The organism is Enterobacter chengduensis (assembly GCF_001984825.2).
GTDB classification, from domain to species: domain Bacteria; phylum Pseudomonadota; class Gammaproteobacteria; order Enterobacterales; family Enterobacteriaceae; genus Enterobacter; species Enterobacter chengduensis.
Genome location: NZ_CP043318.1, coordinates 4,782,997 through 4,807,828, shown reverse-complemented (window position 1 = coordinate 4,807,828; position 24,832 = coordinate 4,782,997). Strand labels below are relative to the sequence as shown.

Annotated in this window: 21 protein-coding genes; 10 read left to right on the top strand and 11 right to left on the bottom strand. The window is 57.3% G+C overall.

Features of this window, described 5'->3' with window-relative positions; all coding sequences use genetic code 11:
- Positions 1-88 precede the first annotated feature (88 nt).
- Positions 89-1,375, top strand: coding sequence for a dicarboxylate/amino acid:cation symporter (locus FY206_RS23290; protein WP_032644632.1), 1,287 nt, complete (start codon positions 89-91; stop codon positions 1,373-1,375).
- A gap of 227 nt (positions 1,376-1,602) precedes the next feature.
- Positions 1,603-3,090 (top strand): M16 family metallopeptidase, encoded by a 1,488-nt coding sequence (locus FY206_RS23285; RefSeq protein ID WP_032644631.1) that lies wholly within the window; start codon positions 1,603-1,605, stop codon positions 3,088-3,090.
- Between the two features lie 61 nt (positions 3,091-3,151).
- Here FY206_RS23285 and kdgK read toward each other — a convergent pair whose 3' ends face one another.
- Complete coding sequence (kdgK, locus tag FY206_RS23280; protein WP_032644630.1) at positions 3,152-4,081, bottom strand: 2-dehydro-3-deoxygluconokinase; 930 nt, start codon at positions 4,079-4,081, stop codon at positions 3,152-3,154.
- Positions 4,082-4,310: 229 nt separating this feature from the next.
- Between kdgK and pdeH the strand changes: the two genes are divergently transcribed.
- Together pdeH and FY206_RS23270 are read left to right on the top strand one after the other, a co-directional pair.
- A complete protein-coding gene (gene pdeH, locus FY206_RS23275) occupies positions 4,311-5,084 on the top strand; it encodes a cyclic-guanylate-specific phosphodiesterase (protein WP_032644629.1) in 774 nt (257 codons plus the stop codon).
- 65 nt (positions 5,085-5,149) lie between these two features.
- Positions 5,150-7,192 carry an AsmA family protein gene (locus tag FY206_RS23270; protein ID WP_032644628.1) on the top strand — a complete coding sequence of 681 codons (2,043 nt, stop codon included), beginning with the start codon at positions 5,150-5,152 and terminating at the stop codon, positions 7,190-7,192.
- A 59-nt stretch (positions 7,193-7,251) separates the two neighbouring features.
- Here the strand turns inward: FY206_RS23270 and FY206_RS23265 are convergent, their stop codons facing one another.
- The 3 genes from FY206_RS23265 to FY206_RS23255 all read right to left on the bottom strand — a co-directional run bounded on the left by FY206_RS23265 (position 7,252) and on the right by FY206_RS23255 (position 10,812).
- Positions 7,252-8,574, bottom strand: a complete 1,323-nt coding sequence (locus tag FY206_RS23265) for an MFS transporter (RefSeq protein WP_032644627.1) — start codon at positions 8,572-8,574, stop codon at positions 7,252-7,254.
- A gap of 260 nt (positions 8,575-8,834) precedes the next feature.
- Positions 8,835-9,860: an inner membrane protein YhjD gene (gene yhjD / locus FY206_RS23260; RefSeq protein WP_032644626.1), complete on the bottom strand. Its 1,026-nt coding sequence runs from the start codon at positions 9,858-9,860 to the stop codon at positions 8,835-8,837.
- A 52-nt stretch (positions 9,861-9,912) separates the two neighbouring features.
- Positions 9,913-10,812 (bottom strand): LysR family transcriptional regulator, encoded by a 900-nt coding sequence (locus tag FY206_RS23255; protein ID WP_032644625.1) that lies wholly within the window; start codon positions 10,810-10,812, stop codon positions 9,913-9,915.
- Between the two features lie 119 nt (positions 10,813-10,931).
- On the opposite strand from FY206_RS23255, the gene FY206_RS23250 reads away from it, so the two are divergent.
- Together FY206_RS23250 and FY206_RS23245 are read left to right on the top strand one after the other, a co-directional pair.
- Positions 10,932-11,690 (top strand): SDR family NAD(P)-dependent oxidoreductase, encoded by a 759-nt coding sequence (locus FY206_RS23250; protein ID WP_032644624.1) that lies wholly within the window; start codon positions 10,932-10,934, stop codon positions 11,688-11,690.
- Positions 11,691-11,862: 172 nt separating this feature from the next.
- On the top strand, positions 11,863-12,465 hold the full coding sequence (locus FY206_RS23245) for a response regulator transcription factor (RefSeq protein WP_032644623.1): 603 nt from the start codon (positions 11,863-11,865) through the stop codon (positions 12,463-12,465).
- On the opposite strand, the gene FY206_RS23240 is transcribed toward FY206_RS23245, so the two are convergent.
- Both FY206_RS23240 and FY206_RS23235 read right to left on the bottom strand, forming a co-directional pair.
- Positions 12,444-12,782 (bottom strand): lysozyme, encoded by a 339-nt coding sequence (locus FY206_RS23240; protein ID WP_032644622.1) that lies wholly within the window; start codon positions 12,780-12,782, stop codon positions 12,444-12,446. The genes FY206_RS23245 and FY206_RS23240 overlap by 22 nt on opposite strands.
- 71 nt (positions 12,783-12,853) lie before the next feature.
- On the bottom strand, positions 12,854-13,393 hold the full coding sequence (locus FY206_RS23235) for a GNAT family N-acetyltransferase (protein ID WP_032644621.1): 540 nt from the start codon (positions 13,391-13,393) through the stop codon (positions 12,854-12,856).
- A 148-nt stretch (positions 13,394-13,541) separates the two neighbouring features.
- Here FY206_RS23235 and FY206_RS23230 point away from each other — a divergent pair, with 148 nt between their 5' ends.
- Entirely contained in the window at positions 13,542-15,131 is a 1,590-nt protein-coding gene (locus FY206_RS23230) for an STY4199 family HEPN domain-containing protein (RefSeq protein WP_032644620.1), read from the top strand.
- Between the two features lie 61 nt (positions 15,132-15,192).
- Here FY206_RS23230 and FY206_RS23225 read toward each other — a convergent pair whose 3' ends face one another.
- The 4 genes from FY206_RS23225 to FY206_RS23210 all read right to left on the bottom strand — a co-directional run bounded on the left by FY206_RS23225 (position 15,193) and on the right by FY206_RS23210 (position 20,625).
- Positions 15,193-16,842, bottom strand: coding sequence for an alpha,alpha-trehalase (locus tag FY206_RS23225; RefSeq protein ID WP_032644619.1), 1,650 nt, complete (start codon positions 16,840-16,842; stop codon positions 15,193-15,195).
- A 199-nt stretch (positions 16,843-17,041) separates the two neighbouring features.
- The gene (locus tag FY206_RS23220; protein WP_080283048.1) at positions 17,042-18,223 is read right to left on the bottom strand and encodes a glycoside hydrolase family 5 protein; all 1,182 of its coding nucleotides are present in this window, start codon (positions 18,221-18,223) and stop codon (positions 17,042-17,044) included.
- 135 nt (positions 18,224-18,358) lie between these two features.
- Entirely contained in the window at positions 18,359-19,711 is a 1,353-nt protein-coding gene (gorA, locus tag FY206_RS23215) for a glutathione-disulfide reductase (RefSeq protein WP_032644617.1), read from the bottom strand.
- Positions 19,712-19,782: 71 nt separating this feature from the next.
- A complete protein-coding gene (locus FY206_RS23210) occupies positions 19,783-20,625 on the bottom strand; it encodes a 23S rRNA (adenine(2030)-N(6))-methyltransferase RlmJ (RefSeq protein ID WP_032644616.1) in 843 nt (280 codons plus the stop codon).
- A gap of 207 nt (positions 20,626-20,832) precedes the next feature.
- On the opposite strand from FY206_RS23210, the gene prlC reads away from it, so the two are divergent.
- A complete protein-coding gene (prlC, locus tag FY206_RS23205) occupies positions 20,833-22,875 on the top strand; it encodes an oligopeptidase A (protein ID WP_045890213.1) in 2,043 nt (680 codons plus the stop codon).
- Between the two features lie 7 nt (positions 22,876-22,882).
- On the top strand, positions 22,883-23,647 hold the full coding sequence (rsmJ, locus tag FY206_RS23200) for a 16S rRNA (guanine(1516)-N(2))-methyltransferase RsmJ (protein ID WP_032644614.1): 765 nt from the start codon (positions 22,883-22,885) through the stop codon (positions 23,645-23,647).
- A 73-nt stretch (positions 23,648-23,720) separates the two neighbouring features.
- Here rsmJ and uspA read toward each other — a convergent pair whose 3' ends face one another.
- Entirely contained in the window at positions 23,721-24,158 is a 438-nt protein-coding gene (gene uspA / locus FY206_RS23195; protein ID WP_003861223.1) for a universal stress protein UspA, read from the bottom strand.
- 283 nt (positions 24,159-24,441) lie between these two features.
- Between uspA and uspB the strand changes: the two genes are divergently transcribed.
- Positions 24,442-24,777 (top strand): universal stress protein UspB, encoded by a 336-nt coding sequence (gene uspB / locus FY206_RS23190; RefSeq protein ID WP_003861224.1) that lies wholly within the window; start codon positions 24,442-24,444, stop codon positions 24,775-24,777.
- Positions 24,778-24,832: the final 55 nt, after the last annotated feature.

The following is a 24,832-nucleotide window of genomic DNA, read 5'->3' as shown; positions in this document are numbered from 1 at the left end:
TTCTGTCCTGTTATGTGGGTGTTATTTTAAAGCCGCAGGTTAACCATAACCTTACAAAGCCTGTGGTTTTTCTTCCCAAGGACACCTTATGAAAACCTCACTCTTCAAAAGTCTTTATTTCCAGGTCCTGACAGCCATCGCCATCGGTATTCTGCTGGGTCACTATTACCCTGAACTGGGCGCGCAAATGAAACCGCTTGGCGACGCGTTCGTTAAGCTCATTAAAATGGTCATCGCGCCGGTGATCTTCTGTACCGTCGTGACGGGCATCGCCGGCATGGAAAGCATGAAGGCGGTCGGTCGTACCGGTGCGGTGGCGCTGCTCTATTTTGAAGTGGTCAGTACCCTTGCGCTGATTATCGGTCTGGTCATCGTCAACGTGGTGCAGCCGGGCGCGGGGATGAACGTCGACCCGTCGACGCTGGATGCCAAAGCGGTGGCGGTCTATGCCGAGCAGGCGAAGGATCAGGGCGTGGTCGCCTTCCTGCTGGACGTTATTCCGGGTAGCGTTATTGGCGCGTTCGCCAGCGGAAACATCCTCCAGGTGCTGCTGTTCGCCGTGATGTTTGGCTTTGCCCTGCACCGCCTGGGCAGCAAAGGCCAGCTTATCTTTAACGTGATCGAAAGCTTCTCCCAGGTCATTTTCGGCATCATCAATATGATCATGCGCCTGGCGCCCATCGGGGCCTTCGGTGCGATGGCCTTCACCATCGGTAAGTATGGCGTCGGTACGCTGGTGCAGCTGGGCCAGCTGATTATCTGCTTCTATATCACCTGTATCCTTTTCGTGGTGGTGGTGCTGGGCTCCATCGCCCGCGCGACCGGTTTCAGCATCTTCAAATTTATCCGTTACATCCGCGAAGAGCTGCTGATTGTTCTGGGCACCTCCTCGTCAGAATCGGCGCTGCCGCGCATGCTCGACAAGATGGAAAAGCTCGGATGCCGTAAATCGGTGGTCGGGCTGGTGATCCCGACGGGCTACTCCTTCAACCTGGACGGCACGTCGATCTACCTGACGATGGCGGCGGTGTTCATCGCGCAGGCGACCAACAGCCATATGGATATTTTCCATCAGATTACCCTGCTGGTGGTGCTCCTGCTCTCCTCTAAAGGCGCGGCAGGCGTAACGGGCAGCGGCTTTATCGTGCTGGCGGCCACCATTTCCGCTGTCGGTCACCTGCCGGTGGCGGGTCTGGCGTTGATTCTCGGTATTGACCGCTTCATGTCAGAGGCGCGCGCGTTAACCAACCTGGTGGGTAACGGCGTGGCTACGGTGGTGGTGGCGAAATGGGTGAAAGAGCTGGATCACAAAAAGCTCGACGATACTCTGAATAACCGTACAACCGACAGCAAAAATCCTGGCTTAACCTCTTAATCTTGTCACAAATGCCCGTATTCCCTTGTCGGGATGCGGGCTCCTGCGCATAATAACTGTTCATACCTGTCATAATTCGACAAGATTTTTTTTGGGTATATTTCACTTCGGACCGTGACGTTTTGCCGAACGCGCGGTCTAATCGACGTGTTTTCATCGTCATCTTTAAGAGTGAAGCGCGTCACGAGACACTCTTTTTTAACCAGGAATGTTGATCAGGGGTTCACATGCAGGGCACAAAAATTCGACTCTTAACCGGCGGTTTGCTGATGATGGCAGCAGCCAGTTATGTGCAGGCAGATGCGCTCCAGCCAGACCCGGCCTGGCAACAAGGGACATTAGCGAACGGTTTTCAGTGGCAGGTGTTAGCCACGCCGCAGCGTCCAAGTGACCGTATTGAAATCCGTCTGTCTGTTAATACCGGCTCCCTCACGGAAAGCACCCAGCAAACCGGTTTTAGCCACTTTATTCCCCGGCTGGCGCTCACGCAGAGCGGCAGCCTGCAAGCCGTTCAGGTGCGTTCACTCTGGCAGCAGGCCATCGATCCGAAACGCCCGCTTCCTCCGGCTGTTGTCTCCTATGACTACACCATGTTTAACCTGAGCCTGCCTAATAACCGCAACGACCTGCTTAAAGAAGCGCTGACCTATCTCTCCGATGCCTCTGGCAATCTGGCGATTACGCCGGACACCGTCAACTATGCGCTGAGCAACAGCGACATGGTCGCGACGTGGCCTGGGGATACCAAAGAGGGCTGGTGGCGTTATCGCCTTAAGGGCTCAACGTTGCTGGGTCACGATCCGGCCGAACCGCTGAAACAGCCCGTGGACGCCGAACAGGTCAAATCGTTCTACCAGAAGTGGTACACCCCGGACGCGATGACGCTGATTGTCGTGGGTAACGTGGACAGCCGCGCGGTGGTTGAGCAGATCAACAAAGCGTTTGGCGATTTGAAAGGCAAGCGTGAAACGCCTGCCCCGGTTCCGACACTCTCTCCGCTGCGCGCCGAGCCTGTCAGCATCATGACGGACACCGTGCGTCAGGACCGACTCTCCGTGATGTGGGATAGCGCCTGGCAGCCCATCCGCGAGTCCGCCGCGCTGCTGCGCTACTGGCGTGCCGACCTGGCGCGTGAGGCGTTGTTCTGGCACGTCCAGCAGACGCTGAGCAAAAGCAATATGAAGAATATCGGTCTTGGCTTTGACTGCCGCGTGCTGTTCCAGCGTGCGCAATGTGCCATTAACGTTGAATCACCGGGCGATAAGCTGAATGCGAATCTGGGCGTGGTCGCGAAGGAGCTGGCAAAAGTGCGTAAAGAGGGCCTCTCTGAAGAGGAGTTCAACGCGCTGGTGGCCCAGAAAAAACTGGAGCTGCAGAAGCTGTTTGCGACCTACGCGCGCGCCGATACCGATATTCTTATCAGCCAGCGCATTCGCTCCCTGCAGAATCAGGTGGTGGACATTGCGCCTGAGCAGTACCAGAAGCTTCGTCAGGACTTCCTGAACGGTCTGACCGTGGATATGATCAATCAGGATTTACGTCAGCAGCTGTCGCAGGATATGGCATTGATCCTTATGCAGCCGAAAGGCGAGCCGGAATATGACATGAAGGAACTTCAGAAGACCTGGGATTCCATTATGGCTTCCGCGCCGCAGCCGGCGACCGCAGCGGATGATCTACACCCGGACGCGACGGATATTCCGCAAGGGCAGTAATCCCTTCACCCCGTCCTGTTCATTGTTCCCTCTCCCTTGGGGAGAGGGTTAGGGTGAGGAGTTAAGCAGGCATCGCCTCGCGCGGAATAATCGCCCCGCGATACTGAATCACGGTGCTGGCCGTCAGGTGCCCACGCTGTGCCGCCGCTTCCGGCGTTCCACCCGTCAGACGTACCGCCAGATAACCCGCGCTGAATGAATCGCCTGCCGCCGTGGTGTCAATCACGTTCTCTTTGGCAAGCTTCACCGCCGGAACCTCAACCACCGCGTCACCCGCCACCGCGACCAGGCACGACTCCGCACCGCGCTTAATCACCACTTCGCTTACGCCTGCCGCCTGCGTGCGTGCAATCACGTCCTCTACCGGTTTCTCTCCCCACAGGGCGTCTTCATCGTCGAGCGTCAGGAAGGCGATGTCGGTGCACTCCAGCATCTGCTGATAGACCTGCTGCGTCTCTTCGCGGCTGGCCCACAGGCGCGGGCGATAGTTGTTGTCGAAAATAACCTTACCGCCGTTGGCACGACACTCGCGCAGCAGCGAGAGCAACTTTTCACGGCTGGCAGGGCTGAGGATAGCCAGGCTGATCCCGCTCAGATAGAGATAGTCAAAGCTTGCCAGCGCTTCACAGACGGCCGTGGCCGCGTCGGTCTCCAGCCAGAACCTGGCCGCAGCTTCGTTACGCCAGTAATAAAACGTGCGTTCACCGGTGCTGTCGGTTTCGATGTAATAAAGCCCCGGAAGGCGGTTTTCCATCCGCTGAATCAGCGACGTATCAACATGTTCACTCTGCCACGCCTCCAGCATTTGCTGGCTAAAGCTGTCCGTGCCCAGGGCGGTGACGTAGTTCACGGTGAGCGCCTCCGGCGCAACCTGACGGGCAATATAAACGGACGTGTTTAACGTATCGCCACCGAATCCGCGGCTGACTTCCGCGCCTTTTTGTGACAGCTCAATCATGCATTCGCCAATCACGGCAATTTTTTTGGACATAGTCGTGAACCTGAACAGAAGAATTATCAGCAGTGTGCGCTGAGTGAATTAACCGGTCAACTATATTAAAACAACGTTCCATTATTTTATTTGAGCCAGCGCGTGTTCCCGCGCATTTCTGTCATCTTAATTTCATTTTCCCGGCAAATTGAACATAAAGTTCTCAATTGTCGCGCCGATAATCCTGTGACGAGTCCAGAAAGGCTATCCCAACAACAGGACATCTGAAATGAAGTCAGAGCAGGTTATCCAGCGGCTGAGCACTACGCCTGAGGCAAGTATTGAGAACTTGCAGGAGCATCGCTACTGGCTGCAATGCGAGCGTGCGTACACCTATCAGCCGATCTACCGAACAGACGGTCGACTGATGGCCATTGAAATTTTGACCGTCGTAACGCATCCCTCCAACCCTACCCAGCGCATCGCGCCGGATCGCTATTTTGCCGAGGTTGCCGTCCGCCAGCGTCTGGACGTGCTGGAAGAGCAGCTTCGTATGCTGGCGACGAAGCACGCCTTTTTCGAGCAGCACAATATCCTCGCCTCGGTGAACGTCGATGGCCCAACCCTGCTGGCGCTGCGGCAAAACGCGAAGCTGCAGGCGCTGATCGCTACTCTGCCCTGGATGCGTTTTGAGCTGGTGGAGCACGTCCGCCTGCCGCAGGATTCCTCGTTTGCTTCCATATGCGAGTACGGCCCGCTGTGGCTGGACGACTTTGGCACCGGCATGGCGAACTTCTCCGCCCTGAGTGAAGTGCGTTACGACTACATTAAAGTGGCCCGCGATCTGTTCATCATGCTGCGTCAGACCCCGGAAGGGCGGAATCTGTTTACGCTGTTATTACAGCTGATGAACCGCTATTGCCAGGGCGTGATTGTGGAAGGTGTGGAAACGCTGGAAGAGTGGCGCGATGTGCAAAACTCCCCCGCAGCGGCGGCGCAAGGCTATTATCTCTCCCGCCCGGTACCCATGGATCGCCTCGATAACGTGATAACGACCCTCTGATAAGCCCGCTTCCCTTTGTCTGGACTATAGTTTTACAGAACAGGTCATCAGGAAAGGGCATAAAAATGACAAGAACAACCAGGGTGATCTCCTGGACAGCAGGGATTTTCTTGTTGTTGATCGTGGTCGTCGCCATCATCATTGCGACGTTTGACTGGAACCGTCTCAAGCCGACCATCAACCAGAAAGTCTCAACCGAACTGAACCGCCCCTTCGCCATACGCGGCGATTTGGGTGTGGTATGGGAGCGCCAGAAAGAGGAGCCCGGCTGGCGTAGCTGGATCCCCTGGCCACACGTTCATGCCGACGACATCATTCTCGGCAACCCGCCGGATATCCCGGACGTCACCATGATCCACCTGCCGCGCGTTGAAGCTACGCTGGCTCCGCTGGCGCTCTTCACCAAAACCGTCTATCTGCCGTGGATCAAACTTCAGCAGCCGGACGCGCGCCTGATCCGTCTCTCGGAAAAAAACAACAACTGGACGTTTAACCTGGCCAGCGACGGCGAAAAAGATCCGAATGCCCAGCCTTCTTCCTGGTCGTTCCGTCTCGACAATATTCTCTTCGATCGCGGTCGGATCGCCATCGACGATAAGGTCAGCAAGGCCGACGTGGAGATCCTGGTCGATCCGCTGGGCAAGCCGCTGCCGTTTAGCGAGGTCACGGGCACGAAAGCCAAAGGTGACAAGGCAAGCGTAGGCGATTATGTCTTCGGCCTGACGGCGAAAGGGCGCTACAACGACCAGCCGCTCAGCGGTAAAGGGAAAATCGGCGGCATGCTGGCGCTGCGCAGCGAAGGCACCCCGTTCCCGGTGCAGGCGGACTTCCGCTCCGGTAACACCCGCGTGGCGTTCGTGGGGACGGTTAACGACCCGATGAACATGGGCGGCGTCGATCTGCAGCTGAAATTTGCCGGTGATTCGCTGGGCGAGCTGTATGACCTCACCGGCGTACTGCTGCCGGACACCCCGCCGTTTGAAACGGACGGGCATCTGGTCGCTAAAATCGACACCGAAAAATCGTCCGTTTTTGACTACCGGGATTTTAACGGCCGGATCGGCGACAGCGACATCCACGGCACGCTGACCTACACCACCGGAAAACCGCGCCCGAAACTGGAAGGGGATGTCGAGTCCCGACAGCTGCGGCTGGCCGATCTCGGCCCGCTGATTGGCGTGGATTCGGGCAAAGGCACAAAGTCGAAAGAGGTCAAAAAGGACGTTCAGCCTGCGGGTAAAGTATTGCCTTACGATCGTTTCGAAACCGACAAATGGAACGTGATGGATGCCGATGTGCGCTTCAAAGGCGGAAAAATTGAGCATGGCAGCACGCTGCCGATCAGCAATCTTTCAACCCATATTCTCCTCAAAAACGCCGACCTTCGCCTGCAGCCGCTGAAGTTCGGCATGGCGGGCGGGACGATTTCCTCAAACATTCACCTGGAAGGCGATAAGAAGCCGATGCAGGGCCGGGCGGAGATCCAGGCTCGCAGGCTGAAGCTGAAGGAGCTGATGCCGAACGTCGAGCTGATGCAGAAAACCCTCGGCGAAATGAACGGAGATGCCGACATCCGCGGCGTGGGGAACTCGGTAGCGGCGCTGCTGGGCAGCGGCAACGGTAACCTGAAGCTGCTGATGAACGACGGGCTGGTGAGCCGCAACCTGATGGAGATCCTGGGGCTGAACGTCGGCAACTTTGTCATCGGGCAAATTTTCGGCGATGACGAGGTGCGGGTGAACTGTGCAGCGGCCAATCTCGATCTGGTCAACGGCGTGGCGCGCCCGCAGATTTTTGCCTTCGACACGGAAAACGCGGTGATCAACGTGACCGGTACCGCCAGCATGGCCTCGGAGCAGCTGGATTTGACCATCGATCCGGAAAGTAAGGGGATCCGCATCATCACCCTGCGCTCGCCGCTTTACGTACGCGGCACCTTCAAAAATCCGCAGGCGGGCGTCAAGCCCGGACCGCTGATTGCGCGCGGTGCGGTGGCTGCGGCCCTTGCGACGCTGGTCACCCCGGCTGCCGCGCTGCTGGCGCTGATTTCGCCGTCAGAAGGTGAGGCCAACCAGTGCCGGACGATTTTGTCGCAGATGAAGAAGTAACGCCTTTCGCCCTCTCCCTGTGGGAGAGGGCCGGGGTGAGGGCATCAGGCCGCAGTCAATTACAGAGCCTGGTGCTTAGTCTCATGCGTCAGCAGCAGCGCAATCAGCGTCAGCGCCGCCATCGCCGCCAGATAAACCCCCACGTAGAACAGACCATAGTTCGCCTGCAGCCAGGTGGCGATATACGGTGCGACGGACGCACCCAGAATAGACGAGACGTTATAGGAGAACGACGCGCCGGTATAACGCACTTCCGTTGGGAACAGCTCGGGCAGCAGCGCGCCCATCGGGCCGAAGGTCAGCCCCATCAGGCTCAGGCCAATCAGCAGATAGGCCATCACCAGCGCCGGACTGCCTGAACCCAGCAGCGGTGGGAAGACGAACAGAGCAAACAGAATAATCAGCGTGGTGATGGTAATCATGCTCGCGCGACGACCGAACTTATCCGCCAGCAGGCCCGCAATCGGAACCATCACGCCAAACCCGATCACCGCCATCATCAGCATCCACAGCACTTCGTTACGCGGCAGCCCCAGCCCAACCGGCGCGGCGGCGGTGCTGAAGGTCATGGAGTAGACGGTCATGATGTAGAACAGCGTGTAGGTGGCCAGCATGATAAACGTGCCCAGCACGGTCACGCGGAGATGTTTGGTCAGCAGCGTGCCCATCGGCACTTTCACCTGCTTGTTCGCCGCGGCCACTTTCGCGAAAACAGGCGTCTCATGCAGAGAAACGCGCACATACAGGCCAATCAGCACCAGTACGGCTGAGAAGATAAACGGAATACGCCAGCCCCAGCTCATGAACTGTTCGTCCGTCAGCAGCCAGGAGAGCAGCAGGAACGTCCCGTTGGCGAAGAAGAAGCCAATCGGTGCGCCAAGCTGCGGGAAGGAACCATACAGCGCGCGCTTGCGCGCCGGGGCGTTCTCGGTGGCCAGCAGCGCCGCGCCGCCCCATTCACCGCCAAGGCCCAGACCCTGACCAAAACGCGCCAGCGCCAGCAGGACCGGTGCCAGAATGCCGATGGTTTCATATGTCGGCAGCAGGCCGATGGCGACGGTGGAGATACCCATCGTCAGCAGCGAGGCCACCAGGGTGACTTTGCGGCCAATGCGATCGCCAAAGTGTCCAAACAGCGCAGAGCCAATCGGACGCGCAACAAACGCGATCGCAAAGGTCGCCAGCGACTGCAGCGTGGCCGCCGTCGGGTCGCCCTGCGGGAAGAAAATATGCGGGAAAACGATGACCGCCGCGGTGGCGTAAATGTAAAAGTCGAAGAACTCGATGGCGGTGCCAATCAGCGAGGCGACGACAACTTTATTGCGCGAATTTACCGGAACGCTTTCCGTTTCTGAGTCGAGTGTGGTGGCGGTTGCTTGCATAATATTTTCTTATTTTTGTCGAACGAAAGGCCATATTACGCACAGCAAAAGCGACATTTCAATCTGTAACAAAGCTGCGTGCTGGTGATAAAAGCAACAAAAAGCGGATAATGTTCAGACCAGCCAAAAGACGTCTATGAAATGCTTCACAGATTTTAAATATCAGCCGTTTAAACTGGTTTTTGGTTAAATAAAAGTTACGGACTGGATTTATATGCTGAAATGATGAATCGGGCTGAAATTTCAGCCCGAGCGTGGGGTTACCGGTGCGTTTTACCCGGCATTCTTGGGTCGTCTTTATACTCGGCGGTGGCAATCCACGCCGCGCAGAACAGGGTCAAACGCGCAAAGAAGTAGAAGAACGCCATCAGCCCCAGCACCGAGCCAAACGCCGCGCCGGAAGGGGATTTAACCAGTGACGGCAAGGTGTAGGTCATCACGATTTTAATCACCTCAAAGCCGATCGCCGCAATCAGCGTACCGCGGATCAGCGCCTTCTTACGCGGACGATGGCGGGGCAAGCGCCAGAAGATCCAGAAGAACAGCAGGTAGTTGGCAAAGACGGAAATCGCCAGCCCAATGCCGCGCCAGGCGGGCTTCAGCCATTCGATGTAGTCAAGGTAGAGCGCGGAGATGATCATCTGCTGCGCCGAGCCCGCCACCGAGGTAATGGAAAGCGTCACGATGAGCGCGACCAGCAGGCCAATCAGCGAAACAAAATCGCGAAGATACTTAACCCAAATTTTCTCCTGATCCTGCGGCTTACGCTCCCAGACGTCGCGCGACTGGGCGCGAATGGCCTCGCGCAGGTTGCCCATCCAGTTAACGCCGGAGTAAAGGGCGATCATCAAGCCGACGATGCCGACGGTAGTACGCTGCTGAACGGCGGTATTGATGGTGCTTTTGAGCGTGCCGGCAAGGGTCGGGTCGCTGACGTTATTCAGGATCTTATTGAAAATATCCTGCAGCAGCGTCGGGTGCGACGCGAGTACAAAACCGGCCGCCGCAAACGACACCATCAGGATCGGAATCATCGACAGGAAGGAAAAATAGGTGATGGCCGCGCCAAACTGGTTTCCCATGCGGTCGTTGAAGCGTTCGGTCGCGCGTATCAAATGCGCAACCATGGGGAACTGCTGAATTCTCGCGGCGATGCCGGTGACGGTCCCCAGCGCTTTGCTGGCGGTACCCGGAGACCTGTCCTCCTCAGGCCCGGTCTCCATCTTTTTGACGGGTTCATATTCTAAATGTTGGGTGGGTCGTTGCGGGTTCTTTTCCGACGTCACGCGTCTTTTCCTTTTCGTTTGGCTGGATGTGTTTTTGAATTATAGCCTGCGGCTAGTCCACGTAAGCTTTTGTGAGCTCAGTCAGCCACTCCATGAACAGATGTACCCGGCGGGAGAGGTTGCGCCGATGGGGGTAAATCAGGGAAACAGGCATCGGTTCGGCACGGTATTGCGGGAGGATCTCAATAAGTTTCTTCGCGCGCAGTAAATCACGCACGCCAACCCGCGGAACCTGAATAATGCCCAACCCGGCGAGACAGGCGGCCTGGTAAGTTTCGGTGCTGTTGACGGTCAACACCCCGCCCGTTTTTATCCACTGCGCCGCACTGCCGTTATAAAACTCAAAGCCCTGGGGACGAGTTCCCAGCATCGCGGTATAGTGGATCACGGCGTGCGAGCCTAAATCATCCAGCGTTTCCGGATAGCCAAATCGCGCCAGATAATCCGGACTGGCGCAGTTAATCACCGACAGCTTGCCCAGCGGGCGGGCAATCAGCCCCGAATCCTTCAGCGTGCCGACGCGGACGACGCAATCAAACCCTTCACGGATCACGTCCACCAGACGGTCGCTGCTGCTGAGTTCCAGTTCAATGCCCGGATAGTGCTGCAGAAAAGCAGGCAGTTTAGGTATGACTAAATTTCGAGCAACGGCGACGGGCATATCCACGCGGAGCCGTCCGCTGATGCTGGAGGGATCGTGCTGAAACATCCCGTCGAGCTCATCAAGGTTTGCCAGCAGATCTTTTGCCCGCTCGTAATAGACCATGCCGTCCTGCGTCAGGCTCACGCGGCGCGTGGTGCGGTGCAGTAGCTGGGTGCCAAGCCGGTTTTCCAGGGCCTGAATCTGCCGTGACACGCTGCCTTTCGGCAGGGTGAGCGTTTCTGCCGCGCGGGAAAAACTCTCCAGTTCCGCGACGCGGACGAACAACTGCATTGCGTGAATTTTATCCATAGAGGAAGCTCATTGTTGTTTCTGATGAAACAGTGAAGCGTTTTTACCCATCTTTATTGATCTTCTATCACCTAATAAGCTCTTTCTCAATCTCCATAACAGCCAAAACGAGGTTTATGATGAGTGAACGTATCGCATTAGTGACGGGTGGTAGCCGTGGTTTAGGTAAAAACGCGGCGTTAAAGCTGGCGGCAGACGGCACGGGAATTATCCTGACCTACAACCGTAGCCAGCAGGAAGCGCTGGACGTTGTGCATGAAATTCAGGAAAAAGGCGTTAACGCGGCGGCATTACAGCTCAATGTCGGGGATATCACGCGTTTTGACGATTTTGCCCGACAGCTTCAGGAAACCCTTTGGGCCGTCTGGCAGCGCGAAACATTTGACTATTTATTAAACAATGCCGGAACGGGTTTATATGCGCCCTATACCGACACCACGGAAGCCCAGTTTGATGAGGCGCTAAACATCCACTTCAAAGGACCGTTCTTCCTGACCCAGCGCCTGCTGCCGCTGCTTAACGACGGAGGACGGATCCTGAACGTCTCCAGCGGGCTGGCCCGCTTTACCCAGCCGGGCTCGGGGACCTACGCGGCCATGAAGGGGGCGATGGAAGTGCTAACGCGTTATCAGGCGAAAGAGCTGGGCGCGCGAGGAATTTCCGTCAACATCATTGCGCCCGGCGCGATAGAGACCGACTTTGGCGGCGGTCGCGTGCGCGACAATGCGGATTTGAATAAGCTGCTGGCCTCGCAGACGGCGCTGGGGCGCGTAGGGCTGCCGGACGATATTGGCGATGCGATTGCGGCACTGCTTAGCGATAGGCTGGGCTGGATGAATGCGCAACGTATTGAGGTCTCAGGCGGCATGTTCCTGTGATGCATGGGCTTAAGGGGAAGGAACCCCTTAAGGATTTCCTTAATATGAATGTGTCTAAATACGGGCAGATATAAAGAATGCTGAGGGATTTGTAACGTCTCCATTCGTTGAGTTTTTTCTTAAATACCCCCTCTGTAGAATCCCCCTCGCTATTATCAGTGGGAGAAAAACGATGCGAGTAATCATGTTTGACAGGCAGTCACTCTTTATTCACGGAGCGATACACAGTCTTCAGGCGTTAATTCCGGAAATAGATATCACAGGGACCTGTCAGGCAGACGATTTATGGGCGCAGGTTTCCGATTCGCCGTCAGCTATCGTCATGATTGACGGGAATGTCATCCAGGATGACGGGATCGCTTTGCTGGAAACGTTGACGCAACGCTTTCCGGCGATACGCGTGGTACTGGTTTTGGCGAAAAAAGAGGCCAGATGGGTTGAGCAATTGCGGCAGCGAAACGTCATGGCCATTATTCCCCGAAATGCCCACCCCGAGCGGTTTTCCGCCGTGCTGGATTCGGTATCCAGAGGGATGGTCTGTTTTCCGGGTGAGTGGGTCAAAGAGCCGTCGTCGCCCCAGGCGTTATTATCCCTGAGCGAACGTCAGCGCGACGTGTTGAAATTGCTGGCAGCGGGAGAGTCAAACAAAGAGATTGGACGCAATCTCAACATTAGCGCGGCCACGGTGAAAGCGCACCTCGAGGCGCTTTTCCGGCGGCTGGACGTGAAAAACAGAACGCAGGCAGCGCTGTACTACACCCGGGCGACGGCCTGAAAAATCGCGTTTGGGAGCGAAGGCATCTCTCCGAAACTGAATATCATCATAACCAGCGCATCATGCTGCTGTTGGGTTAATGGACGGGTCACACTTTCCCGCAGCAGCGTCTCACACCGCTGAATATCGTCATGCAGCAAATCCTCTGCCTCGGCTGGCGTGATGGGGCCGTGAAAATGCGCCCGATCGCGGATGACGTGGCCATAGCCGATAACCCATAAACTGCTTTCGTCACGATATTTCTCCAAAGAAAGACCCTGATGTTTTTTTATTAACGCAATGGCGGCAGAAGATATTTTCAGCGCATGACCTTTCATATTCATTTCCTCTTAATAGCGACACTCTAGAGGAAATGACGTCCGAGAAATATCCGCCAAATGGCTGTTGATCAGAAATTATAATTCAGGTATTCCTGCTGTAATAAACCAAATAACCAGTCATTTTGCCAGCGCCCCGCAAGGTAATAGCTCTCGCGTAATTCGCCTTCCAGACTAAAGCGGTTTTTTTCCAGCAGGCGTCTTGACGCAAGGTTCCCCGCGGTGACCGTGGCGGTGAGTCGACGTATCCCGCCCTGATGAAAAGCGTAATCGCAAAGCGCTTTCAGGGATTCAAAGCCGTAACCTTTCCCCTGCGCCTCGGGTGCAAAAAGGAAGCCCACTTCGGCGCAATCCTCGTCCCGATGAATATACCCGGTGACGCCCAGCGGGGTCTGTGAGGCTGTATCACGTACGACGAGACAAAGCCAGTGCGCGCTGCCCGGGACCCAGGGCGTCAGGCGCGAATCAAACGCCTCGCGGATCGCCGCGACGGGGCGGTCTTGCGCCACAAAGCGCATAACATCGGGATGCTGCTGCAATGCCAGAAAAAAGGGCCAGTCTTGTTCCTGCAAAGGCGAACAGGTCAGGCGAGGGGTAATTAAAACCGGCATTTGGATTCTCCTGAAACATTTTAAATGATTTTAGGGTTGTCACTTTATTTCAACAGAAAGTCAGGTATGGTTAACCGCGTATAAATAAAAAGAAAAAAGGCCGTCACGTGCCCATTCCGGATGTCTTCGTTGTCGCTTAAGGAAAACAATGACTCTCAGTACATCACATCATATTCGCGAACAGTTCGAACACTGTCTGGCGGTCATTCGCCAGGCATCGGTGGAAATTTTGCTCCTTCTGAATGTACATGCTTCCGAGGGCAAAGATCCACGCTGGTTCCTGGAACAACTCGACAGCGCGCGATTAGCTCTGGGCGGTTGGGGAGCCGTGGCGAAAAAGCTCAACCTGAATGATGCCGAGATGTCGGAATTTACGCTCCAGCTGCGCCTGCTGCAGCAGCGCGTTCCGCAGTATGAAAGCGGGCAGGATGTGAGTGAAAACCAGCTGATAGCGGCGATGCGGTTTGTCACAGCGCTGGAACATCTTCGCCTGCAGCAGCCGCTTTTGACCTACAGTACTGACCTGGCGCCGGGAAGCGAATTACAGCAGCAGCAGGCGCACAAGCAGGTGCGCGCGATAGAGCTGATGATTAAAGGGCTTATACAGCAGGCCTGGCCCGATCAGGTCAAGCTGAACAACCATCTTAAGACCCTGTTTAACGCTGACCGCGTCCGGCGCTGGCTGAAGCTTGGCGAGATCAACGATGTGCTGAGCGGCATGATGTTCAGTGAACTGGCGCAGATGCTGGTCGATAAAAAAGAGTTCAGCCGCTATTACGCTTCGCTGTTCAGGGACCCGTCCATGCTGACGCTGCTGGTTGAACCGCGCAAAACGCTGCAAACCTTCCTCGATGACATTCGGCAGATCCGCAACAGCATCACCGTTCAGAAAACGCTAAGCTCGGCGCAAATTCAGCTGCTGGATAACTACTACGCGCAGATTGCACGGCCCGTTCAGCGCGCGTTTGAAGAGGGGAGAACCCGCGTCAATCCCGCCGGATTCATGGCGGTCGATGCCAGCGAATTGCATACCTTCTGGGAAAAGGCGCAGAAAATGGATCGGGTCACCGGCGGAGATCTGTTTGAGGTCCGTGACACCATTGAAAAACCGACCCAGCGCGCGCCGCGCACCCCGGAACAGCGCGAGCAGCTCATCTCCGGCGCGCTGTGGGGCGCGGTTGGCGTGATGGTGATTGCCATCGTGGCGGGGGGATTCTGGCTGGTGACCAGCAGCAAACCGCAGCCTGCGACCGCCCGAGCGGCAGAAGCGGCGGCTCCCCAGGAAATGCGCGAGACGCCTTCCTCGCGCGAAACGCTCACGCGCATGGGCGTGACCTGGGATGAGAATAACTTCCGCTCGGCCGTTAACCGCAACGATACCCGCGTGGTGCAGCTTTTTTTACAGGGGGGAATGGACTGGAAGCTGTCCTGGACCGAGGAGGCGATGTCGGCACGACATGATGATGTCCTGGAGCTGATGTTACGCTATCGGCAGAACATGGTAGAGGAGAAGCCGTGTCGTCGTTTTATCAACACGCTCAGCCACGCGATGTCGAACGGCGAGTCGCTGACCTCGGTACGTAAAGAGTATCTCAAAGCTTTCTGCACCGTGCCCGCCGTGGTGAAACGCCAGCAGCACGATCTCGATATGGCCACGCGCCGCGCGCAGTCACAGCCGGATGCCAGCAACAAAAAATGGCAGTCTATCCAGACGGCCATTTATGAGGTGATTCGCTAACGTTTTCCCCTCACCCCAGCCCTCTCCCCAGAGGGGAGAGGGGGAAAAGACCGCACCCCACTTAAGGCTCCCCATACAACCCAATCAGTCGCCGCACCACGCCGTTGGTCCAGCCGAAGCCGTCCTGCAGCGGGTATTCACCCCCGCCCCCTTCGCGCGGCGTACTGCTGGCGATGTGGTACTTCTCAATCAGCTTGTGATGCTTCTGATAAAAATGGTTCACCGTATGCAGCCAGCTCCAGGCGATTTCATCTCCCAGCGAGTCGTTGCCGTATTGCTTGAACCCCTGGATCGCCATCCACTGCAGCGGCGCCCAGCCGTTGGGTTTATCCCACTGCTCGCCGGATTCATACTCGGTCGCCAGAATGCCGCCCGGGGTCAGAAGTCGCGCCTTGACCGCATCCGACAGGCGCTCGGCCTGCTCGTGGGTCGCCATACCGACATACAGCGGCACAATGCTGGCGGCCGAAAACAGCGCCAGCTCTTCGCGTCGCCAGTCGTAATCGCGGTAACACCCGCTCTCATCATCCCACAGATAGCGGTTTACCGCCGCGCGGCGATCGTTGGCCTTCTGGCGAAACGCCTCTGCCGTCTCTTTATCCCCTTTCGACGCGGAGATGTTGGCGATCGCGCTTTCCAGCTTGAACAGAAAGGCGTTCAGGTCAATAGGGATAAACTGGGTTGTACGGATGCTGGCGAGCCGCGACGGATCGCGCAGCCAGCGGGACGAGTAATCCCAGCCGGAAGCCGCACCCGCGCGCAGGTCGCGATACACCTCGTTAGGCGGACGACCCGAGTGGCGGGCGGTTTCCACGTCCTCAATCCACGACTCATCGCGCGGGGTATCGCGGTCATCCCAGTAGCGGTTGAGCAATGAACCGTCCGGCATGCGCACCGCGCTGCGGTAGGCCTGGTTGAGCAGCAGCGACTCCGCGCCGTCCATCCAGAAGGCGTACTCCATTTTGAGGTGATCCAGATAGCGTTTCGCCCCGCGCACGCCGTCCTCCTCGAACAGCTCCACCATCAGCGCAAAGACCGGGGGCTGCGAGCGGCTGAGATAGTAGGTACGGTTGCCGTTGGGAATATGCCCGTAGCGTTCAATCAGCCAGGCGAAGTTGTCCGCCATACACTTGAGCAGATCGTTACGGCCGCTCTCCGCCAGCCCCAGCATGGAGAAATAGGAATCCCAGTAGTAGGTCTCGCTGAACCGTCCGCCGGGCACGATATAGGCCTGCGGCAGCGCCAGCAGGGAAGACCAGGGAATATGATCCTGCGGTTCGCGCGTCAGCACCGGCCACAGATTATCAATGTGCTCCTTCAGGGAGAGGCCCGGGTCGGAGACATATTCGGTGCCGTAGGTTTCTGGCATCCAGAAGTGGTTCTCCACAAACTGGCGCAGGTCGAAATCCCGGTGGCGTCTGACCTTGCGGTAGCGGATCAGGATATCCAGCGGATCCATCTTCGGCGCGCAGTCGGGGAAGGTTTTACTGTCCGCAAACAGCCGTGACGACTGCACGTGTTCGAACAGTTCAAGGTAGCGGTCTGCGGGCGTCAACGCATCGGAGGCGGGTAGCCCCTCGATCATTTCGGGTTCCGGCTCCGCCTCAATCATTTCATCCAGTTTCAACTCGCAGGGATCGGTCTCGTAGCGCAGCTCTTCTGCAATCTCGAACTCGATGTTTTCGGTAGCCTGTAGTTTCTGGTTGAACATGGTGATAGGGACCTCCGGTTGTGTGTTCAAAAGACAGGTTTTTCCGGGCGTCTTATAAGCGTAGACATTCGCTTCGGTAGATGTGGAGGGATATGTGCGGTAGATCACTCTTTTCGGAGCATTCGTTTTGCAACGATTTATGTATGTTAACAGTAGCCTCGTCAAAAAAGGCTACTGAACAAGAGGCCGGCTCCGCGTATCACCGGCCTTGTTTTAGCCGCTTTGCAATCGGTTCGAATTCCTCGGTGGAATGGCGCGGGAGGGTATCAGGTGTATTATCGTCGATGGCTTTCCAGTAGGCCCACGGCACCGGTTTTTTTCCCAGCTCATAGTCCATGGCGTCCCAGGCATCTTCACGAAAAGCATAGAATGCCCAGTGTGCACGATGCTTGTCGAGGACGGTCAGGACATCATCAAGCCACTGCTCACAGCCCGGCAGCGTGCGAACGCAGCCAAACTCTCCCGCGACAACCCGGTTGGCAGGAATGCCGTTCTGCTTCGCCCAGTCAAAGGGCGCGTTCATCCATTTTTCTATGGCCGCAGCATCCCATTTCACCTTTTTACCGCCGAACGTGACCATGCCGGGATAGTCGAACGGCACCTTGCGGCGCGCATTTGGCGCGCTGGTGAAATCATAGGGCTCGTACATGTGGAAGCTGTACAGCACCCGTTTATCCTCAAGCGCGGACGGCCAGCCGGAAAAACCGCGCGCGGAGGCGTACCAGCCTCCATCGACCATAATCGGTGTGGTGGCATCGACCTCGCGGATAGCGGCGACGATCTGATTGTAGAGTGCGGGGAGGTTACGCGCCGTGCTTTGCTGCTGCTGATACCAGGCTTTTAACGCCTCAGGCGATGCCTGCTCGCTAATGTTGCCTCTTTTTTCGGGCGCGGGTTCATTGATCAGATTCCAGGCGGCGATGCCCGGTTCGTCCTTCAGGGCCTGGGCTAAATCACGCCAGAACCGGGCCGCTTCCTGCCAGTATTTTTTGTCCTGCCAGATGCGGTCGTCAAACTGATTATTGTTATTTTGCGCCCAGCGCATGCCCGGTAAAGAGAGGGGGGCAATGACGACCTGTAGCCCGGCCGCGTGTGCTTTTCTGATGGCGTCTTTGAGCGTCGCGAGGTCTGCGGCCTCGAGCCCGCGGTAGCCGTCGGCGTTGCCGAGAAGGAAATCTCTCCCGGCAGGCTTCCATTTGTCATAAGACAGGCGAACCCACGTCGCGCCATAGCCGCGCAGCGCGTCGTAGTATTCCTGCGTGGGCGGCAGGCGGTTAAAGCTGTTTCCACCGTGCTGAGGGGTATCCCAGAAGGCCATTTGGTCAGACGAGGAGGCGGCAAAGCAAAAAAGAAGCAGGGTCAACCCAATAAGCGCTTTCATCTCAATTCCTTTTTAGCGTGCTGATGGTTTTGTATTCACTGGGATGATGATGCTTTGCCTTTAAATTATCGAGCCATAAAAAAAACTGGCCCGCGAAGGCCAGTTTTTTATGACGTACTTTCCTGCGAAAAGCCCTTAACGCATGGTCACGAACTCTTCCGCCGCCGTTGGGTGGATGGCCACCGTGTTGTCGAAGTCTTTCTTGGTTGCGCCCATCTTCAGCGCCACGGCGAAGCCCTGCAGGATCTCGTCCATGCCGAAGCCGATGCCGTGGATACCGACAATCTTCTCGTCCGGGCCGACGCAGACCAGCTTCATGCGGCACGGCTGACGGTGAGAGGTGACGGCGGTGTACATCGCGGTGAACGCCGATTTATACACTTTCACCTGGTCGTCGCCATACTGCTCGCGCGCCTGCGGCTCGGTTAAGCCAACGGTGCCGATTGGTGGATGGCTGAAGACCACGGTCGGGATATTGCTGTAGTCCAGATGTTCATCCGGCTTGTTGTTAAACAGGCGTTCAGAGAGGCGACGACCCGCCGCAACGGCCACCGGGGTCAGCTCAACCGCGCCGGTGTTATCGCCGACTGCGTAAATGCCCGGTACGCTGGTGTTCTGGAACTTATCAACGACGATGTAGCCTTTTTCGTCGGTTTTCACGCCGGTGACGGCCAGGTTGAAGTTGTCGTTCGCCGGTTCACGGCCAATCGCCCAGATCAGGCAATCGACGGTCTGGCTACGGCCATCCTCCAGCTCCAGCGTCAGGCTGCCGTCCGCGTTTTTCACCACCGCTTTTGGCACGGCGTGGGTGTGCAGGGTCGGGCCTTCGGCGTTCATCACTTCAACCAGGGTGTCGACAATCAGCGGGTCAAAGCTGCGCAGAGGCGCGTGTTTACGCACGAACAGGTGCGCTTCCGCGCCCAGGCCGTTAATCACGCCCGCCAGCTCTACCGCGATATAGCCCGCGCCCACCACGGCAACGCGCTTGGGCAGGGCAGGCAGCTCGAAGAAACCGTCGGAATCAATGCCGTATTCCACGCCCGGGATGTTCGGGTGGCTCGGACGACCGCCGGTGGCGATCAGGATGTGATCGGCGGTGATCGTCTCACCGTTCACTTCGATCGTTTTCGCGTCCACAAAGCGGGCGAAGCCGCGGATCACGTCGACGTTGTTCTTGCCCAGCACGTTGTCGTAGGAGGTGTGAATACGGTCGATGTAGGCGGTACGGCTGGCGATCAGCTTGTCCCAGTCGAAGTGGTTAAGGGTGGTGTCAAAGCCGTAGTCCGGGCCGTACATATGGATCGCTTCGCGGATTTGCGCCGCATGCCACATCACTTTCTTCGGTACACAACCCACGTTTACGCAGGTGCCGCCAAGTTCTTTGGCTTCAATCAGCGCGCACTTCTGGCCGTACATGGCCGCACGGTTGATGGAGGCGATGCCGCCGCTGCCGCCGCCGATTGCGATGTAGTCATAATGCTTAGTCATAGCTTTTGTCCTTAATCGTGAATTGCCGCGATTGTATACATGAAATCAATAGTTTCCACCGATGGCTGCGATTACTCCGGCACAATCCAGCTGACGGTAGCGTGGCCCGTACCGGCCGGCACCAGCGTTTTGTGCAGCCACGGCAGCACGTTGTTCATCTGCGCTTCGAGCTTCCACGGTGGGTTAATGACGATCATGCCCGAGGCGGTCATGCCGCGCTGGTCGCTGTCCGGACGTATCGCCAGCTCGATCTGCAGGATTTTGCGGATGCCGGTGGCTTCCAGATCCTTGATCATGCGCTTGATTTGCGCACGCAGCACCACCGGATACCACAGGGCGTATGTCCCGGTGGCGAAGCGTTTGTAGCCTTCGTGGATGCCGGTCACCACCGCCTGATAGTCGGTTTTAATTTCGTAAGGCGGGTCGATCAGCACCAGGCCACGGCGGGAAACCGGCGGCAGCTTGGCCTTCAGCTGCTGGTAGCCGTCGGCTTTTTCCACGCGCGCGCGGCTGTCTTTCTGGAATTCAGACCGCAGCAGCGGGAAGTCGCTCGGATGCAGCTCGGTCAGCTGAATGCTGTCCTGCTCGCGCAGCAGCTGGCGGGCAATCAGCGGCGAGCCCGGGTAGTAGCGCAGCTGGCCGTTGCGGTTGAAGTGGTTCACCACGCCGATGTACGGCTCCAGCTCGGCAGGCAGGTCGTCCTGCTGCCAGATGTGGGCAATCCCTTCCAGATATTCACCGGTACGCTCGGCATGCTCGCCGCTCAGCTGATAACGGCCCGCGCCCGCGTGCGTGTCCAGATAGAGAAACGGCTTCTCTTTCTCTTTGAGCGATTCGATGATCAGGCTCTGAACGGTGTGTTTGAGGACGTCGGCATGGTTGCCAGCGTGGAAGCTGTGGCGATAACTGAGCATGGGTAATGATTTTCCGCTGAATTGACGATTTGCCACAGTTTACAGCAGAACGGCACAGATTACCCGTAGGCCCGGCAAGCGTCGCGCTACCGGGCGCTTTTCCCCGACGTCCGGCATTGAAATCCTCTACACTTAACCCCATTCTAGATCCCATATGCACAGCGCCGGATGCGCGCTTCATTCACCTATTTCAACAGGACAGCGCTTATGACCAATCCATTACTGACGCCTTTTTCGTTGCCGCCGTTTTCTAAAATCCTCCCCGAGCATGTGGTTCCAGCCGTGACGCAATCGCTGGACAACTGCCGCGCGGCGGTAGAAAGCGTGGTAGCGCAGGGCGCGCCGTACACCTGGGAAAATCTGTGTCAGCCGCTGGCCGAAGTGGACGACGTGCTGGGGCGTATCTTCTCCCCGGTGAGCCACCTGAACTCGGTAAAAAACAGCCCGGAACTGCGCGAAGCCTACGAACAGACCCTGCCGCTGCTCTCTGAGTACAGCACCTGGGTCGGCCAGCACGAAGGGCTCTACAAAGCCTACCGCGACCTGCGCGACGGCGACCATTATGCCGAGCTGAACACGGCGCAGAAAAAATCAGTCGATAACGCCCTGCGTGATTTTGAGCTGTCCGGGATTGGCCTGCCAAAAGAGAAGCAGACCCGTTACGGTGAAATTGCCGCGCGCCTGTCCGAGCTGGGCAACCAGTACAGCAACAACGTGCTCGACGCCACCATGGGCTGGACGAAGCTGATTACCGACGAAGCGGAGCTGGCGGGCATGCCGGAAAGCGCCCTGGCGGCAGCAAAAGCCCAGGCCGAGGCGAAAGAGCAGGACGGCTACCTGTTAACGCTGGATATCCCGAGCTATCTGCCGGTGATGACCTACTGCGACAACCAGGCCCTGCGCGAAGAGATGTACCGCGCCTACAGCACCCGCGCCTCCGATCAGGGGCCGAATGCCGGTAAGTGGGACAACAGCCCGGTGATGGCGGAAATCCTTGCCCTGCGCCACGAGCTGGCCCAGCTGCTGGGCTTTGAAAACTACGCCGACAAATCTCTCGCCACCAAAATGGCGGAAAACCCGCAGCAGGTGCTCGATTTCCTGACCGATCTGGCGAAACGCGCCCGTCCTCAGGGTGAGAAAGAGCTGGCCCAGCTGCGCGCCTTTGCGAAAGCGGAGTTCGGCGTGGACGAGCTGCAGCCGTGGGACATTGCCTACTACAGCGAAAAACAGAAGCAGCATCTCTACAGCATCAGCGACGAGCAGCTGCGCCCGTATTTCCCGGAAAACAAAGCCGTTAACGGCCTGTTTGAAGTGGTGAAGCGCATCTACGGCATCACCGCGAAAGAGCGTACCGATATCGACGTCTGGCATCCGGACGTGCGCTTCTTCGAACTGTATGACGAGAAAAACGAGCTGCGCGGCAGCTTCTACCTCGATCTCTACGCGCGTGAGAACAAGCGCGGCGGGGCGTGGATGGACGACTGCGTGGGCCAGATGCGTAAAGCCGACGGTTCCCTGCAAAAGCCGGTTGCCTACCTGACCTGTAACTTTAACCGTCCGGTAAACGGCAAACCCGCGCTGTTCACCCACGACGAAGTGATTACCCTGTTCCACGAGTTCGGTCACGGCCTGCACCACATGCTGACCCGCATCGAAACCGCAGGCGTGGCCGGCATCAGCGGCGTGCCGTGGGATGCGGTCGAGCTGCCAAGCCAGTTTATGGAAAACTGGTGCTGGGAGCCGGACGCGCTGGCGTTTATCTCCGGCCACTATGAGACCGGTGAACCGCTGCCGAAAGAACTGCTGGATAAAATGCTGGCGGCGAAGAACTACCAGGCGGCGATGTTTATCCTGCGTCAGCTGGAGTTCGGCCTGTTCGACTTCCGCCTGCACGCCGAGTTCAGCCCGGAGCAGGGGGCGAAAATCCTTGAAACGCTGGCCGAGATTAAAAAGCAGGTTGCCGTGATCCCTGGGCCAACCTGGGGCCGCTTCCCGCATGCGTTCAGCCACATCTTCGCGGGCGGCTACGCGGCGGGTTACTACAGCTACCTGTGGGCCGACGTGCTGGCGGCAGATGCCTTCTCCCGCTTCGAAGAAGAGGGGATCTTCAACCGCGAAACCGGGCAGTCGTTCCTCGACAACATCCTGACCCGCGGCGGCTCCGAAGAGCCCATGGAGCTGTTCAAACGCTTCCGCGGCCGCGAGCCTCAGCTGGATGCGATGCTTGAGCATTACGGGATCAAAGGCTGATTGTTACGTGAAGATCTGCTTAGTGGATGAAACAGGCGCCGGAGACGGCGCCTTATCCGTTCTGGCCGCCCGCTGGGGGCTGGAGCACGATGATGAAAACCCGATGGCGCTGGTGATGACGCCAGAGCATCTTGAATTACGCAAGCGCGACGAGCCGAAGCTCGGCGGGATTTTCGTCGATTTTGTTGGCGGCACGATGGCGCACCGGCGCAAGTTCGGCGGCGGTCGCGGCGAGGCGGTAGCCAAAGCGGTGGGCATCAAAGGGAGCTATCTCCCGGACGTGGTCGACGCCACGGCGGGGCTGGGGCGCGATGCCTTTGTGCTGGCATCTGTCGGCTGTCGCGTGCGGATGCTGGAGCGTAATCCGGTGGTGGCGGCCCTGCTCGACGACGGTCTGAACCGCGGCTACGCGGACCCGGAGATCGGGCCGTGGCTGCAGGAGCGGTTGCAGCTGATCCACGCGTCAAGCCTGACGGCGCTGACCGACATCACCCCGCGTCCGCAGGTGGTCTATCTCGACCCGATGTTCCCGCATAAGCAGAAAAGCGCGCTGGTGAAGAAAGAGATGCGGGTGTTTCAGTCGCTGGTGGGGCCGGATTTGGATGCCGACGGCCTGCTGGAGCCGGCTCGTCAGCTCGCGACGAAGCGGGTGGTGGTGAAGCGCCCTGACTACGCGCCGCCGCTGGCGGACGTGGCGACCACTAACGCGGTGACCACCAAAGGGCACCGGTTTGATATCTATATCCCCTCACCCCAACCCCTCTCCCCATAGGGGCGAGGGGCTCGATCGTTCCCTCTCCCCTATGGGGAGAGGGTTAGGGTGAGGGGTAAGGTTTGTACCTTACTTACTCGTCTTCTTCGTCACGCAGCGGAACAATCAGCATATCCACGTGAACGGTGTTGATCAGCTGACGTGCGGAAGACATCAGCTTGCTCCAGAAGTCCTGGTGGTGACCGCACACGACCAGGTCCATATCGTATTTCTTGATTGCATCAACCAGCACCTGGCCGAGGTCGCCGCTGCCGCTCAGGGTCTCGGTAATCGGGTAGCCCGCGTTGGTGGAGAGTTCGCTCAGGGCGTGGTGCGTCTCTTCGGAGATACGCTTCTGCATATCGCCGAGATTCACGTCGATCAGACCGGTGTAGAGGTCGGAGTAATTCACATCAACGTGAATCAGGGAAACTTTCGCGTTGTAGGGACGTGCCATGGATACCGCTTTATCAACCAGCACTTTGCTCTCTGGTGAGAGGTCTACCGCGATGAGAATGTGTTTGTAAGCCATAGTGTTACTCCTTCCTTAAGTTATCGATGACTAAATGAGAATGCCGTCGTCTGATACTTTCATTACGGCCCAGTTAAACATATTTTTCAAGCTTTGGTGTTGATAACGATTAACCTTGTGGCAAAAAAATTAACGGATCTCCTACACTATTAAATGAGCCGTTCGGATATTAAAACGCGAACCGGATCGACTTTTGGTCATTCTTTCACTGAACTGTCTGTCAGGGCATTGGGGTGCGGTAGCTCAGAAGCCTTGCTTCGTGGGCGGACGCCGGGGAGGATGTATGATTAGCACCGTCGCATTGTTTTGGGCGTTATGCGTGGTTTGCATAGTGAATATGGCGCGCTACTTCTCATCGTTACGCGCGCTGTTAGTGGTACTTCGTGGTTGCGATCCGTTGCTTTATCAGTATGTGGACGGTGGAGGGTTCTTCACCTCGCATGGACAGCCCAGCAAACAGATGCGTCTGGTGGGATACATCTACTATCAGCGCTACCGCGATCATCACGATGAAGAGTTTATCCGTCGCTGCGAGCGCCTGCGTCGTCAGTTCATTTTGACCAGCGCCCTGTGCGGGCTGGTCGTGGTCAGTATGATTGCATTGATGATTTGGCACTGAGCATAAAAAAAAGCGGGTCAGTTTCCTGACCCGCTTTTTTATCGCCATCAATCGA

Coding starts and splice junctions, on each gene's coding strand:
- FY206_RS23290 (WP_032644632.1), top strand. CDS start 89: ATGAAAACCTCACTCTTCAAAAGTCTTTATTTCCAGGTCCTGACAGCC.
- FY206_RS23285 (WP_032644631.1), top strand. CDS start 1,603: ATGCAGGGCACAAAAATTCGACTCTTAACCGGCGGTTTGCTGATGATG.
- kdgK (WP_032644630.1), bottom strand. CDS start 4,081: ATGTCCAAAAAAATTGCCGTGATTGGCGAATGCATGATTGAGCTGTCA.
- pdeH (WP_032644629.1), top strand. CDS start 4,311: ATGAAGTCAGAGCAGGTTATCCAGCGGCTGAGCACTACGCCTGAGGCA.
- FY206_RS23270 (WP_032644628.1), top strand. CDS start 5,150: ATGACAAGAACAACCAGGGTGATCTCCTGGACAGCAGGGATTTTCTTG.
- FY206_RS23265 (WP_032644627.1), bottom strand. CDS start 8,574: ATGCAAGCAACCGCCACCACACTCGACTCAGAAACGGAAAGCGTTCCG.
- FY206_RS23255 (WP_032644625.1), bottom strand. CDS start 10,812: ATGGATAAAATTCACGCAATGCAGTTGTTCGTCCGCGTCGCGGAACTG.
- FY206_RS23250 (WP_032644624.1), top strand. CDS start 10,932: ATGAGTGAACGTATCGCATTAGTGACGGGTGGTAGCCGTGGTTTAGGT.
- FY206_RS23245 (WP_032644623.1), top strand. CDS start 11,863: ATGCGAGTAATCATGTTTGACAGGCAGTCACTCTTTATTCACGGAGCG.
- FY206_RS23240 (WP_032644622.1), bottom strand. CDS start 12,782: ATGAAAGGTCATGCGCTGAAAATATCTTCTGCCGCCATTGCGTTAATA.
- FY206_RS23235 (WP_032644621.1), bottom strand. CDS start 13,393: ATGCCGGTTTTAATTACCCCTCGCCTGACCTGTTCGCCTTTGCAGGAA.
- FY206_RS23230 (WP_032644620.1), top strand. CDS start 13,542: ATGACTCTCAGTACATCACATCATATTCGCGAACAGTTCGAACACTGT.
- FY206_RS23225 (WP_032644619.1), bottom strand. CDS start 16,842: ATGTTCAACCAGAAACTACAGGCTACCGAAAACATCGAGTTCGAGATT.
- FY206_RS23220 (WP_080283048.1), bottom strand. CDS start 18,223: ATGAAAGCGCTTATTGGGTTGACCCTGCTTCTTTTTTGCTTTGCCGCC.
- gorA (WP_032644617.1), bottom strand. CDS start 19,711: ATGACTAAGCATTATGACTACATCGCAATCGGCGGCGGCAGCGGCGGC.
- FY206_RS23210 (WP_032644616.1), bottom strand. CDS start 20,625: ATGCTCAGTTATCGCCACAGCTTCCACGCTGGCAACCATGCCGACGTC.
- prlC (WP_045890213.1), top strand. CDS start 20,833: ATGACCAATCCATTACTGACGCCTTTTTCGTTGCCGCCGTTTTCTAAA.
- uspA (WP_003861223.1), bottom strand. CDS start 24,158: ATGGCTTACAAACACATTCTCATCGCGGTAGACCTCTCACCAGAGAGC.
- uspB (WP_003861224.1), top strand. CDS start 24,442: ATGATTAGCACCGTCGCATTGTTTTGGGCGTTATGCGTGGTTTGCATA.